Source organism: Pseudomonas sp. TE12508 (assembly GCF_056279485.1).
Genome location: NZ_JBWCCN010000011.1, coordinates 187,968 through 199,874, shown reverse-complemented (window position 1 = coordinate 199,874; position 11,907 = coordinate 187,968). Strand labels below are relative to the sequence as shown.

Here is an 11,907-nt window from a genome sequence, read left to right as displayed (position 1 = left end):
CCGTTGCCGGCTGCGCCCCTTTCTGAAAGGCCCGAGTTACGGGCGCTTGCGCTCAACCGCCCGCAGCAGATGCGTCGGTGGCGTTTCACAACTGATCTTGCGACCCAGCAACGCCTCGATGGACGGTAGCTGGTAGGAGTCGTCTTCACCGGCAAAACTGATGGATACGCCATCCGCGCCGGCACGGCCGGTACGACCGATGCGGTGCACGTAGTCGTCCGGGACTTCCGGCAGGGTGAAGTTGATCACGTGGCTGATGCCGTCGATGTGAATGCCGCGACCGGCAACATCGGTGGCCACCAGCACGCGGATCTTGCCTTCGCGGAAACCTTCCAGGGTCTTGATGCGCTTGTGCTGCGGCACATCGCCAGACAGCTGCGCCGCGTTGACGCCATCGCGCACCAGGCGTTCTTCGATGCGCCGCACTTCGTCCTTGCGGTTGGCGAAGACCATTACCCGTTCCCAGCCGTTATCGTTGACCAGGTTGTAGAGCAGTTTGTATTTGTCGGCACCGGCCACCGCGTAGATGTGTTGCTCGACGTTTTCGCTGGCCACGTTCTGCGCTTCGATCTCGACGATCGACGGGTCGGTGGTCCATTGCTTGGCGAGGTTCATCACGTCTTCGGTGAAGGTCGCGGAGAACAGCAGCGTCTGGCGCTCGTTCTTCGGCGGAGTCTGGCGAATGATCTGACGCACTTGTGGGATGAAACCCATGTCGAGCATCCGGTCGGCTTCGTCCAGCACCATCACTTCGACCATGTCCAGATGCACGTCGCCGCGCTGGTTGAAGTCGAGCAAACGGCCCGGAGTGGCCACGAGGATGTCGCAGTGACGGGCTTCGAGGTGCTTGAGTTGTTTGTCGAAGTCCATGCCGCCGACAAATGTCATGACGTTGAGGCCGGTGTACTTGGTCAGGTCGGCTGCGTCCTTGGCGATCTGTACCACCAGTTCCCGGGTCGGGGCGATGATCAGTGCCCGCGGTTCACCCATGTAGCGCTCTTTGGGCGGCGGGGTTTGCAGCAACTGAGTGATGATCGAAATCAGGAAGGCGGCGGTTTTGCCAGTGCCGGTCTGGGCGCGACCGATGGCGTCTTTGCCCGCGAGGGTGAAGCCAAGCACCTGTGCCTGGATCGGCGTGCAATATGGAAAGCCCAGGTCCTGAATGGCGTGCATCAGTTCGGGGGCGAGTTTGAAATCGTGGAAGCGGGTTTTGCCTTCCTGGGGTTCGACGACGAAGTCTTCGAGTTTCCATGGAATAACCGGCGCTTTTGGCTTGGGTTCGCGACGCGGTTTTGCCGGTTTCGGGGCTTCGCTGCGCGGCTGCTCAGAGGCGATGGCCTCGGCAGGGGGGGCGGTCGGTGTGGTCACCGGCTCGTGCTTCGGTGCCGCTACGGTTGCGGTCCGGCCAGGCTGATTACCGTCGGTGCGGTGGCTGGGAGTATGAGAAGGAGCGCTGGAGACTGGCGCGAGCTGCTCAGTCTCGCTTTTACCGAACATTTTCTTGAGTGCTTTGAGCACGGTCATCTCATCAATTGGTTAAGGAATATACGCCGGCCAGTGTAATGCAAGAATCGGGCGCGGCGTAGTGGGATGGATCAATGGGTAGCTTTTAACGCAAACGCTCGGCGAGCCAGACGCCGATGTCGCGAATTTCTTCGGGTAACACTTCGTGGCCCATTGGGTATTCCTGCCATGTCACGGTGACACCATGTTGCTTTAAATACTCGTAGGCGGTCCGGCCCATGGAGTTTTGAACCACGTCATCGTACTGGCCGTGCAATGACAGCACCGGAATGCGCTGCTGGCTGGCGGAAAGCTGCAGTTCATCGCTGAAGGTCGGGGCATAAGTCGAGAGGGCAAGTACGCCGCCCAACGGTCCCTGCCATTTCAGAAAGGCCGTGTGCAATACCACGGCGCCACCTTGGGAAAAACCGGCGAGAAAGATGCGCGAGGCGTCTATTCCGCTGGCCTTCTGTTCTTCGATCAAATCAAAGACCCGTTGCGCGGACGCCTCCAGCTGCTCGCGGCTGATCGCGCGGGCCGGGCTCATGGCCAATATGTCGTACCAGCTCGGCATTTCGTAGCCACCATTAATAGTGACGGCGCGAGTCGGTGCCTGGGGCAGGACGAAGCGGGTGCTGAGCAGACTTTCCTGTAGCGCTTCGGCTACCGGCAAAAAGTCGTAGCGGTCGGCGCCCAGCCCGTGCAGCCAGATTACGCAGGCATCTGCGGGCTTGACGGGTTGCAGAATCAAGGGCTCGGTCATGGGTGCTCCATATTTGTGCATGCGCTCTCATTTAAGTGCGAGGTTCGAGTGCGCAACGGGTTGATCAGTTAAGAAGATGTCGCAAGGCTGCAAGTTTTGCTATTGACCTGTCGCTGAATCGCTTTAGCGAGCGGTCTGGTACGGGCTTTGCTATAGGGAAGCCTGTGCAACCAATCTCATGCCTGGCGGTAACACTATCAGTGTACGGCTGGTCGTGGGATAGCAAAGAATCCGGTGATGGATGTTCGCCAAAGGCCGTTACGGGCTTCGCGAACGTGAAAGGGCTACCGCCCGTTCGGCCGATTGGTGAGAAGGGAGTTGTCCATGATGTGGATTTTCTCCTACTAGACTCATAGCGACGGTCCTGCTTCGGTTGACCCTAAAAAAAGCCAACACGGGTCAACAACGCCTCATAAGGGTGCGACAGGGCTCAAGCTCCGACACAACAAGAGCAAAACTGGAGGTTTGAATGAAGATGTTGAAATCCACCCTGGCCATCGTGACTGCAGCCGCAGTGCTCGGTGTCAGTGGGTTCGCTCAGGCGGGTGCAACCCTGGATGCAGTGCAGAAGAAAGGTTTCGTACAGTGCGGCGTAAGTGATGGTCTGCCGGGCTTCTCGGTTCCGGACTCTACCGGCAAGATCGTTGGTATCGATGCTGACTTCTGCCGCGCTGTGGCCGCTGCCGTATTCGGCGACGCGACCAAGGTCAAATTCAGCCAGTTGAATGCCAAGGAGCGTTTCACTGCTCTGCAATCCGGCGAAATCGACGTGCTGTCGCGCAACTCCACCATGACCAGCTCTCGTGACGCGGGCATGGGCCTGAAGTTTCCAGGCTTCATCACCTACTACGACGGCATCGGCTTCCTGGCTAACAACAAGCTGGGCGTGAAAAGTGCCAAGGAACTGGACGGTGCAACCATCTGCATCCAGGCCGGTACCACCACTGAGCTGAACGTCTCCGACTACTTCCGCGCCAATGGCCTGAAATACACCCCGATCACTTTCGACACCTCCGATGAAAGCGCCAAGTCGCTGGAATCCGGTCGTTGCGACGTGCTGACCTCCGACAAGTCCCAGCTGTTCGCCCAGCGCAGCAAGCTGGCTTCGCCGAAGGACTACGTGGTTCTGCCGGAAACCATTTCCAAGGAGCCCCTGGGCCCGGTCGTGCGTAACGGCGACGACGAGTGGCTGGCCATCGTGCGTTGGACTGGCTACGCCCTGCTCAATGCTGAAGAAGCAGGCGTGACTTCGAAGAACGTCGAAGCCGAAGCCAAGTCCACCAAGAACCCTGACGTCGCTCGTATGCTGGGCGCTGACGGTGAATACGGTAAAGACCTGAAACTGCCGAAAGACTGGGTCGTGAAGATCGTCAAGCAAGTCGGCAACTACGGTGAGATGTTCGAGCGCAACCTCGGCAAGGATACTCCGCTGCAAATCGACCGCGGCCTGAATGCGCTGTGGAACGCTGGCGGCATTCAATACGCACCACCAGTGCGCTGATGGTTCTATCACCCGGTGGGCCAACCACCGGGTGATGTTCTGTTCCATTATTTCCGGGGCACTTCATGCAAAATTCAATCGGCGCACCTAAGCAGAGGCTCAGCCTCAGCGATCCACGAGTGCGTGCGTGGCTGTTTCAGATCATCACGGTTGTCGCCGTGGTCGGGATGGGTTGGTACCTGTTCGACAACACGCAAACCAACCTTCAGCACCGGGGTATTACCTCGGGTTTCGACTTTCTTGAGCGCAGTGCCGGTTTCGGCATCGCTCAGCACCTGATCGACTACACCGAATCGGACAGTTATGCCCGTGTGTTCGTCATCGGTCTGCTCAACACCCTGCTGGTCACCTTTATCGGTGTAATCCTGGCGACGATCCTCGGTTTCATCGTCGGTGTGGCACGGCTGTCGAAGAACTGGATCATTGCCAAGCTGGCGACGGTGTATGTAGAGGTCTTCCGTAACATTCCGCCGCTGCTGCAAATCCTGTTCTGGTACTTCGCGGTGTTCCTGACCATGCCGGGGCCACGCAACAGCCATAACTTCGGCGACACCTTCTTCGTCAGCAGCCGCGGCCTGAACATGCCCGCAGCGTTGGCGGCAGACGGTTTCTGGCCGTTTGTGGCGAGCATCGTCGTGGCTATCGTCGCGATCGCGCTGATGAGCCGCTGGGCGACCAAGCGCTTCGAAGCGACCGGCGTACCGTTCCACAAATTCTGGGCAGGCCTGGCGCTGTTCCTGGTGATCCCTGCGCTGTGTGCCTTGATCTTCGGCGCGCCACTGCACTGGGAAATGCCGGAGCTCAAGGGCTTCAACTTCGTCGGTGGCTGGGTGCTGATCCCGGAACTGCTGGCGCTGACCCTGGCCCTGACGGTGTACACCGCGGCGTTTATCGCCGAAATCGTGCGTTCGGGCATCAAGTCGGTCAGCCACGGCCAGACCGAAGCGGCCCACTCGTTGGGATTGCGCAACGGTCCGACCCTGCGCAAGGTGATCATCCCGCAAGCCCTGCGCGTGATCATTCCACCGCTGACCAGCCAATACCTGAACCTGGCGAAAAACTCCTCGCTGGCGGCCGGTATCGGTTATCCGGAGATGGTGTCGTTGTTTGCCGGTACGGTGCTGAACCAGACCGGGCAGGCGATCGAAGTCATTGCCATCACCATGAGCGTGTACCTGGCGATCAGTATCAGCATTTCCCTGCTGATGAACTGGTACAACAAGCGCATTGCGCTGATCGAGCGGTAAGGAAAAGCGCATGACGACTCATACTTTCAAACCCGACATGCCACCACCGAGCAGCAGCATCGGTATCGTGGCGTGGATGCGGGCGCACATGTTCTCCAGCTGGATCAACACCCTGCTGACGCTGTTCGCGTTCTATCTGATTTACCTGATAGTTCCGCCTGTCGTGAGCTGGGCGATTCTCGATGCCAACTGGGTCGGCACTACTCGCGCCGATTGCACCAAGGAGGGCGCCTGCTGGGTGTTCATCCAGCAGCGCTTCGGCCAGTTCATGTACGGTTACTACCCGACAGACCTGCGCTGGCGCGTAGACCTGACCGTGTGGCTGGCGGTGATTGGCGTGGCGCCGTTGTTCATCGCACGCGTTCCACACAAGGCAATCTACGGCCTGAGCTTTCTGGTGCTCTATCCGATCATTTCCTACGTCTTGTTGCACGGTGGATGGTTCGGTCTGACCGAAGTGGCGACCAGCCAATGGGGCGGCTTGATGCTGACTCTGGTGATCGCCACCGTCGGTATCGTCGGCGCACTGCCGCTGGGTATCGTTCTGGCCCTGGGCCGGCGTTCGAACATGCCGGCGATTCGCGTGGTCTGCGTGACCTTCATCGAATTCTGGCGCGGCGTGCCGTTGATCACGGTGCTGTTCATGTCTTCGGTGATGTTGCCGTTGTTCCTGCCCGAAGGCATGAACTTCGACAAACTGCTGCGCGCGCTCATCGGCGTGATCCTGTTCCAGTCGGCCTACATCGCTGAAGTGGTGCGCGGCGGTCTGCAAGCGATCCCCAAAGGTCAGTACGAAGCGGCTGCAGCAATGGGCCTCGGTTACTGGCGCAGCATGGGCCTGGTGATTCTGCCGCAAGCCTTGAAGCTGGTGATCCCTGGCATCGTCAACACTTTCATTGCGCTGTTCAAGGACACGAGCCTGGTGATCATCATCGGCCTGTTCGACCTGCTCAACAGCGTCAAGCAAGCCGCCGCCGACCCGAAATGGCTGGGCATGGCCACTGAAGGCTATGTGTTCGCGGCCCTGGTGTTCTGGATTTTCTGTTTTGGTATGTCGCGCTATTCCATGCATCTGGAACGCAAGCTCGACACTGGCCACAAGCGTTAGGAGTTCTGTAATGAGCGAAGCAATCAAAAAGCCTGTGAGCCCTGAAGGCATTATTCAGATGCAGGGCGTGAACAAGTGGTACGGCCAGTTCCACGTGTTGAAAGACATCAACCTGAACGTCAAGCAAGGCGAGCGTATCGTTTTGTGCGGCCCGTCGGGTTCCGGCAAATCCACCACCATCCGTTGCCTCAATCGTCTGGAAGAACACCAGCAGGGCCGCATCGTGGTCGATGGCGTGGAGCTGACCAACGACCTCAAGCAGATCGAAGCGATCCGCCGTGAAGTCGGCATGGTGTTCCAGCACTTCAACCTGTTCCCGCACCTGACCATCCTGCAGAACTGCACCCTGGCACCGATGTGGGTACGCAAGATGCCCAAGCGCAAGGCCGAAGAGATCGCCATGCATTACCTGGAGCGCGTACGCATTCCGGAGCAGGCGCATAAATACCCGGGGCAACTGTCTGGTGGTCAGCAACAGCGTGTGGCGATTGCCCGTGCCCTGTGCATGAAACCAAAAATCATGCTGTTCGACGAACCGACTTCGGCACTCGACCCAGAGATGGTGAAAGAAGTTCTGGACACCATGATCGGCTTGGCCGAAGACGGCATGACCATGCTTTGCGTAACCCACGAAATGGGCTTCGCCCGTACCGTGGCCAACCGCGTGATTTTCATGGACAAGGGTGAAATCGTCGAACAGGCTGCGCCGAACGACTTCTTCGACAATCCTCAGAATGAGCGCACGAAGCTGTTTTTGAGCCAGATCCTGCATTGATTGGCGCTTGGCAGTGAAATAAACCCGGACAGTGTTCCGGGTTTATTTTTGTCCGGATTTCGAGGTCAGGACGCCAGTGTTGTTTCCTGTTCCGGGAATCGTGCAGCGAGCAATCGCCTCAAGTCAGTGCCTTCGTTCATTGCTTGTATTTCAGCAAGTAAATGCGGATGACGATCCAACAGGCGCATTAGCGTGAACAAAGCTTGAGGTGGGGGAAGTTCGCCGCGCTCGTATCGTGAGAACGCATTGTGACCAGCGCCGGAAAGCAACTTCACTGCTTCCTTCTGCGTGAGATGCATTTTGCGGCGGATACGCTTCATCTCGGTGCCCATGATTTGAAAGCAGTCTTCGAGCAGTTTATCGCCAGCGTCGGAGTAGCGCTCGGCGCTGTCAGTATCATTATCGAAAATGATTTCACCGCAGACCTTGCACTCCCAGCCTGCAATATCGTGCACCCAGCGTGATACGTTCTTGTAGTCGACACTGAGGCTGCGACCTTCGAAATGTTGCATGGCGTGTTGAGTGCCACAACTCATGCATTGCCGCGTATTCATACGTTCCGCTCCTTGAAAGAGATCACCGGGGGCCCACCTTTGGGGCAGTAGGTCACTTTGATGTAGAGCTCCATTTCCTGAAATGTAGTGTGGTAAACGTCCTGCCAGCTTCGGTGATCGGTGTAGCACGTCATCGACTTATAGAGCATCCGGCGTTCCAGCGAGCAAATGACTAACTCCATATTTCGCAGGTTCAATCCCATGCGCTTGCCGGACCTCAATGCGACTTGAGTAAACGCTTTGGCTCCTTGTCTTCTGACCTCATCCTTGACGACTGACAAGGCATAGTGGGGTGTGTTCTTTTCCATAAGAAACCGTGAACCCTATCCCTGAAATTACCCTTAAAGGGTAATTTTGACCAATCGAAAATCCCGCTCCATTCCCTCTCTCTGACCGTAGGCGGTTGCCGTCCTACATGAAGCTGACTAACATGTCAGAAAATTCATCCTATGATTGGATGAAAGGGTGAATCCTATGTCAGACATTTCTCCGTTAATTAAACGATCCCTGGTCGATCAGGCCCTGGATCAGTTACGCCTGCGCATTAACCAAGGCATCTGGACGGTCGGCCAGCGCTTGCCTACCGAGCCGGAACTGGCGACTGAGCTGGGCATCAGCCGCAACACTGTGCGCGAAGCCATGCGTGTACTGGCGTTTTCCGGGTTGATCGAGATTCGCCAGGGCGACGGTAGCTATTTGCGGGCGGTGGTTGATCCGCTGGACACCATGAAGGCGCTGTCCCGTTGCACTCAGGAACAGGCTCGGGAAACCCGGCACATTCTGGAAGTCGAAGCCATCGGCCTGGCTGCGTTGCGTCGGACCGACGAAGACCTGGTGGCGTTGCGTGAAGCGCTGGGCGTCAGCGGCAGTCACTACCACGGCGATCTCGACACCTACATCGCCTGCGATCTGGTGTTTCACCGTCGACTGGTGGATGCGGCGCACAACCCGACACTCAGCGAGCTGTATCGCTATTTCTCCAGCATCGTCGGCGCGCACTTGCGCCAGACCTTGAACATCTCACCTCGACGCCAAGCGGTGTTCGACCTTCATGTCGAACTGCTCGAGGCCGTCGAGCAACGCGACCCGGAACGGGCAAAAGCCTTGTCGAGGCAGTTGATCAATGAACCTTGAAACCGAGAACCCCATGTCTACCCAGCAGGCCAGCAACAGCCGCATCACTGAGCTCAAGCGTACGGCGGAGCTCGAAGAGCTGTTGATCGACGCCGAGGCCGATGACGAACAGGTTCAGCAAACTCACCCGGTCCTTCAGCGGCCATGGCTGCTTTTGCTCGGCCTGATTCTGGTGGCGCTGAACCTGCGTCCGGCGTTGTCGAGCATGGCGCCGATGCTCAGCGAGATCTCGAAGACGCTGGGGCTCTCGGCTGCCCAGGCCGGGTTGCTGACGACCTTGCCGGTACTTTGCCTCGGTCTGTTCGCCCCCTTGGCGCCAGTGCTGGCGCGACGTTTTGGTGCCGAACGGGTGGTGTTGGGGATTCTTCTGATGCTGGCTGGCGGGATCATGTTGCGCAGTTCGTTCGGCGAGATCGGCCTGTTCGCCGGTAGCGTGATGGCCGGCGCCAGTATCGGGGTGATCGGCGTGCTGCTGCCTGGCATTGTTAAACGCGATTTCCCGAAACAAGCCGGCACCATGACCGGCGTCTACACCATGGCCCTGTGCCTGGGCGCGGCCATGGCGGCTGGGGCGACGGTGCCGTTGAGCGAGCATTTCGACAAAAGCTGGGCCTTGGGTCTTGGTTTCTGGGTGGTTCCAGCGTTGGTCGCGGCGATTTTCTGGCTGCCGCAAGTCGGTCAGAAACACGGCGCGCACAATGTTGCCTATCGGGTCCGAGGGCTGTTGCGTGATCCGTTGGCCTGGCAAGTGACCTTGTACATGGGCCTGCAATCGTCTTTGGCCTACATCGTGTTTGGCTGGCTGCCGTCGATTCTGATCGGCCGCGGTCTGACGCCAACTCAGGCCGGTCTGGTGTTGTCGGGTTCGGTGATTGTCCAGTTGATCAGCTCGCTGGCAGCACCCTGGCTGGCGACCCGGGGCAAGGATCAGCGGCCGGCGATCGTGATCGTCATGGCAATGACCCTCGGCGGTTTGTTCGGTTGCCTCTATGCACCGATCGATGGCCTGTGGGGCTGGGCGATCCTGCTGGGGTTGGGGCAGGGCGCCACGTTCAGCCTGGCGTTGACCCTGATCGTGTTGCGCTCGCGGGATGCCCATGTCGCGGCCAACCTGTCGAGCATGGCCCAGGGTTTCGGTTACACCCTGGCGTCCATGGGGCCGTTCGCGGTCGGCGTGGTGCATGACTGGACCGGTGGCTGGACTGCCGTGGGCTGGATCTTCGGCGTTATCGGCCTCGGCGCGATCATCGCCGGCCTCGGTGCCGGGCGTTCGCTGTACGTTCAGGTCGAAAGCGAAAAGATCTGATTTGCACACACTGTCGGTATTCGGAGTGCGAATGCTGATGGTGTTTCGTCCGCTTGCAGATTATCGTGCTGGCAATCTGCCTATTCTCCGGAGCCTGCCCATGAGTGATGCCCACAACGCCTTGATCACCCGGTTCTACCAAGCCTTCCAGCGGCTCGATGCCGAGGCCATGAGCGCCTGCTACACCGACGACGTGGTGTTCAGTGATCCGGCGTTTGGCGAACTGCGCGGGCGCGACGCCGGCGACATGTGGCGCATGCTCACCACCCGGGCCAAGGACTTCTCCCTGACCTTCGATAACGTGCGTAGCGATGAACGCACCGGCGGTGCCCATTGGGTGGCGACCTACCTGTTCAGTCAGACTGGCAATACCGTGGTCAACGACATCCAGGCGCGTTTCGTGTTTCGTGACGGCAAGATCTGCGAGCATCACGACAGCTTTGATCTGTGGCGCTGGTCGCGTCAGGCGCTGGGTTTCAAAGGGCTGTTGCTGGGTTGGACGCCAGTGGTGAGAAACGCCGTTCGTGCTCAAGCGTTGAAGGGCCTGAAGGCATTCCAGGCCAGTCGCTGATAAGATCGCGGCTTGTTTCCTACAAGCCTTGATCGTCACGTGAACACCTCAAGCGAATCTTCCGTCATTGCCGCCGAACCGCCGCTGCCCGTCAGCAAACCCTGGTTCGTCTACCTCGTTCGCGCGGCCAATGGTTCGCTCTACTGCGGGATCAGCGACGATCCCGTGCGCCGCTTCGCCACCCACCAAAGTGGAAAAGGTGCGCGCTTCTTCCTGTCCAGCCCGGCCGTGGCGCTGGTGTACACCGAAGTCTGTCGCGACAAAAGCGAAGCACTGCGCCAGGAACGATTGATTAAAAAACTCAAGAAAAGCGCCAAGGAATGTCTGGTGGCGAGCGCGGCTGCGGGCTTATCAATCTGACTGATAAGCGCCCATCAGGCAGATGGGTAGGCTGCTTGTGGATTGCGCGCTAAGCTGCGGGCTCCTTATCCGAGCGGCGGAGCCGAGCATGTCCGAGTTGATCCTTCATCACTACCCGACGTCCCCTTTCGCCGAAAAGGCCCGCTTGCTGCTGGGCTTCAAGGGGCTGTCCTGGCGCTCGGTGAACATCTCGCCAGTGATGCCGAAACCCGATCTGACGGCGCTGACCGGCGGCTATCGCAAGACGCCGGTGTTGCAGATTGGTGCTGATGTCTATTGCGACACGGCGCTGATGGCGCGTCGTCTGGAGCAGGAAAAAGCCTTGCCGGCGTTTTTTCCGGAAGGCCAGGAAATGATCACCGCCACCTTCGCGGCGTGGGCCGATTCGGTGGTGTTCCAGCATGCGGTCAGTCTGGTGTTCCAGCCGGCGTCGGTGGCGGTGCGCTTCGGTAAATTGTCACCGGAAGCGATCAAGGGGTTCCTGGCCGATCGCGCCGGTTTGTTCAGTGGTGGCAGCGCTACCCGGTTATCGGCCGAGCAGGCTCGGCACCAGTGGCCAACGATCATGGCGCGTCTGGAGCAGCAGCTTCAGCGCGAACAGGGCGACTTCCTGTTTGGCGAGCCGTCGATTGCCGACTTTGCCCTGGCCCACTCGTTGTGGTTCCTCAAAGCGACGCACGTGACGTCACCGTTGGTGGATGCTTATCCGGCGGTTTTGGCGTGGTTTGGCCGTGTGATGGGGTTTGGTCATGGCGCGTTCAGCGAGATGACTTCCGAGGAAGCGCTTGAAGTCGCGCGTAACGCCACGCCGGCTGCGTTGCCGGATGAGCAGTTCGATGAGTCGAACGGGTTCGAGGTTGGCCAGCAGGTGGTGATCGCAGCGACCGATTACGGCGTTGATCCGGTGGCGGGTGAGTTGTTGTTTGCGGGCAGTGAAGAATTGATTCTGCGCCGCGAAGACGAGCGGGCCGGTGTGGTGCACGTGCACTTTCCGCGGTTCGGGTTTCGTATCGAAGCGCAGTAACCTGACATCGCGGATGATTGGGTTGGTTTCGACCTGTGGCGAGGGAGCTTGCTCCCGCTTG

The 11,907-nt window shown here is 58.9% G+C and carries 13 protein-coding genes; 9 read left to right on the top strand and 4 right to left on the bottom strand.

The genetic code is table 11. The features are described 5' to 3' along the window. Positions 1–36 precede the first annotated feature (36 nt). Entirely contained in the window at positions 37–1,524 is a 1,488-nt protein-coding gene (gene rhlB, locus ACZ9IM_RS17005) for an ATP-dependent RNA helicase RhlB (RefSeq protein WP_476224511.1), read from the bottom strand. Between the two features lie 85 nt (positions 1,525–1,609). Beyond that, the gene (locus tag ACZ9IM_RS17000; RefSeq protein WP_427626608.1) at positions 1,610–2,266 is read right to left on the bottom strand and encodes an alpha/beta hydrolase; all 657 of its coding nucleotides are present in this window, start codon (positions 2,264–2,266) and stop codon (positions 1,610–1,612) included. Positions 2,267–2,735: 469 nt separating this feature from the next. Here ACZ9IM_RS17000 and ACZ9IM_RS16995 point away from each other — a divergent pair, with 469 nt between their 5' ends. The 4 genes from ACZ9IM_RS16995 to ACZ9IM_RS16980 all read left to right on the top strand — a co-directional run bounded on the left by ACZ9IM_RS16995 (position 2,736) and on the right by ACZ9IM_RS16980 (position 6,897). Then, the gene (locus tag ACZ9IM_RS16995; protein WP_008072088.1) at positions 2,736–3,767 is read left to right on the top strand and encodes an amino acid ABC transporter substrate-binding protein; all 1,032 of its coding nucleotides are present in this window, start codon (positions 2,736–2,738) and stop codon (positions 3,765–3,767) included. Between the two features lie 65 nt (positions 3,768–3,832). After that, positions 3,833–5,014, top strand: a complete 1,182-nt coding sequence (locus ACZ9IM_RS16990) for an amino acid ABC transporter permease (RefSeq protein ID WP_476224510.1) — start codon at positions 3,833–3,835, stop codon at positions 5,012–5,014. Between the two features lie 10 nt (positions 5,015–5,024). After that, positions 5,025–6,122, top strand: a complete 1,098-nt coding sequence (locus ACZ9IM_RS16985; RefSeq protein WP_007905491.1) for an amino acid ABC transporter permease — start codon at positions 5,025–5,027, stop codon at positions 6,120–6,122. Between the two features lie 10 nt (positions 6,123–6,132). After that, on the top strand, positions 6,133–6,897 hold the full coding sequence (locus ACZ9IM_RS16980) for an amino acid ABC transporter ATP-binding protein (RefSeq protein ID WP_007905492.1): 765 nt from the start codon (positions 6,133–6,135) through the stop codon (positions 6,895–6,897). Between the two features lie 65 nt (positions 6,898–6,962). Here ACZ9IM_RS16980 and ACZ9IM_RS16975 read toward each other — a convergent pair whose 3' ends face one another. Beyond that, positions 6,963–7,451, bottom strand: coding sequence for a type II toxin-antitoxin system MqsA family antitoxin (locus ACZ9IM_RS16975; protein ID WP_218398935.1), 489 nt, complete (start codon positions 7,449–7,451; stop codon positions 6,963–6,965). Further along, entirely contained in the window at positions 7,448–7,759 is a 312-nt protein-coding gene (locus tag ACZ9IM_RS16970) for a type II toxin-antitoxin system MqsR family toxin (RefSeq protein ID WP_427627505.1), read from the bottom strand. Before ACZ9IM_RS16970 ends, ACZ9IM_RS16975 begins: the two co-directional genes overlap by 4 nt. A 166-nt stretch (positions 7,760–7,925) precedes the next feature. On the opposite strand from ACZ9IM_RS16970, the gene ACZ9IM_RS16965 reads away from it, so the two are divergent. The 5 genes from ACZ9IM_RS16965 to ACZ9IM_RS16945 all read left to right on the top strand — a co-directional run bounded on the left by ACZ9IM_RS16965 (position 7,926) and on the right by ACZ9IM_RS16945 (position 11,846). Continuing rightward, a complete protein-coding gene (locus ACZ9IM_RS16965) occupies positions 7,926–8,585 on the top strand; it encodes a FadR/GntR family transcriptional regulator (RefSeq protein WP_427627507.1) in 660 nt (219 codons plus the stop codon). After that, a complete protein-coding gene (locus ACZ9IM_RS16960; protein ID WP_427627509.1) occupies positions 8,575–9,891 on the top strand; it encodes a CynX/NimT family MFS transporter in 1,317 nt (438 codons plus the stop codon). Before ACZ9IM_RS16965 ends, ACZ9IM_RS16960 begins: the two co-directional genes overlap by 11 nt. Positions 9,892–9,991: 100 nt before the next feature. Next, the gene (locus tag ACZ9IM_RS16955; protein WP_095051230.1) at positions 9,992–10,462 is read left to right on the top strand and encodes a nuclear transport factor 2 family protein; all 471 of its coding nucleotides are present in this window, start codon (positions 9,992–9,994) and stop codon (positions 10,460–10,462) included. A gap of 39 nt (positions 10,463–10,501) precedes the next feature. Next, entirely contained in the window at positions 10,502–10,822 is a 321-nt protein-coding gene (locus ACZ9IM_RS16950; protein WP_007905504.1) for a GIY-YIG nuclease family protein, read from the top strand. An 88-nt stretch (positions 10,823–10,910) separates the two neighbouring features. After that, the gene (locus ACZ9IM_RS16945; protein ID WP_476224509.1) at positions 10,911–11,846 is read left to right on the top strand and encodes a glutathione S-transferase family protein; all 936 of its coding nucleotides are present in this window, start codon (positions 10,911–10,913) and stop codon (positions 11,844–11,846) included. Positions 11,847–11,907: the final 61 nt, after the last annotated feature.

Coding starts and splice junctions, on each gene's coding strand:
- ACZ9IM_RS16945 (WP_476224509.1), top strand. CDS start 10,911: ATGTCCGAGTTGATCCTTCATCACTACCCGACGTCCCCTTTCGCCGAA.
- ACZ9IM_RS16970 (WP_427627505.1), bottom strand. CDS start 7,759: ATGGAAAAGAACACACCCCACTATGCCTTGTCAGTCGTCAAGGATGAG.
- ACZ9IM_RS16980 (WP_007905492.1), top strand. CDS start 6,133: ATGAGCGAAGCAATCAAAAAGCCTGTGAGCCCTGAAGGCATTATTCAG.
- ACZ9IM_RS16975 (WP_218398935.1), bottom strand. CDS start 7,451: ATGAATACGCGGCAATGCATGAGTTGTGGCACTCAACACGCCATGCAA.
- ACZ9IM_RS16990 (WP_476224510.1), top strand. CDS start 3,833: ATGCAAAATTCAATCGGCGCACCTAAGCAGAGGCTCAGCCTCAGCGAT.
- ACZ9IM_RS16960 (WP_427627509.1), top strand. CDS start 8,575: ATGAACCTTGAAACCGAGAACCCCATGTCTACCCAGCAGGCCAGCAAC.
- ACZ9IM_RS17000 (WP_427626608.1), bottom strand. CDS start 2,266: ATGACCGAGCCCTTGATTCTGCAACCCGTCAAGCCCGCAGATGCCTGC.
- ACZ9IM_RS16955 (WP_095051230.1), top strand. CDS start 9,992: ATGAGTGATGCCCACAACGCCTTGATCACCCGGTTCTACCAAGCCTTC.
- ACZ9IM_RS16965 (WP_427627507.1), top strand. CDS start 7,926: ATGTCAGACATTTCTCCGTTAATTAAACGATCCCTGGTCGATCAGGCC.
- ACZ9IM_RS16995 (WP_008072088.1), top strand. CDS start 2,736: ATGAAGATGTTGAAATCCACCCTGGCCATCGTGACTGCAGCCGCAGTG.
- rhlB (WP_476224511.1), bottom strand. CDS start 1,524: ATGACCGTGCTCAAAGCACTCAAGAAAATGTTCGGTAAAAGCGAGACT.
- ACZ9IM_RS16985 (WP_007905491.1), top strand. CDS start 5,025: ATGACGACTCATACTTTCAAACCCGACATGCCACCACCGAGCAGCAGC.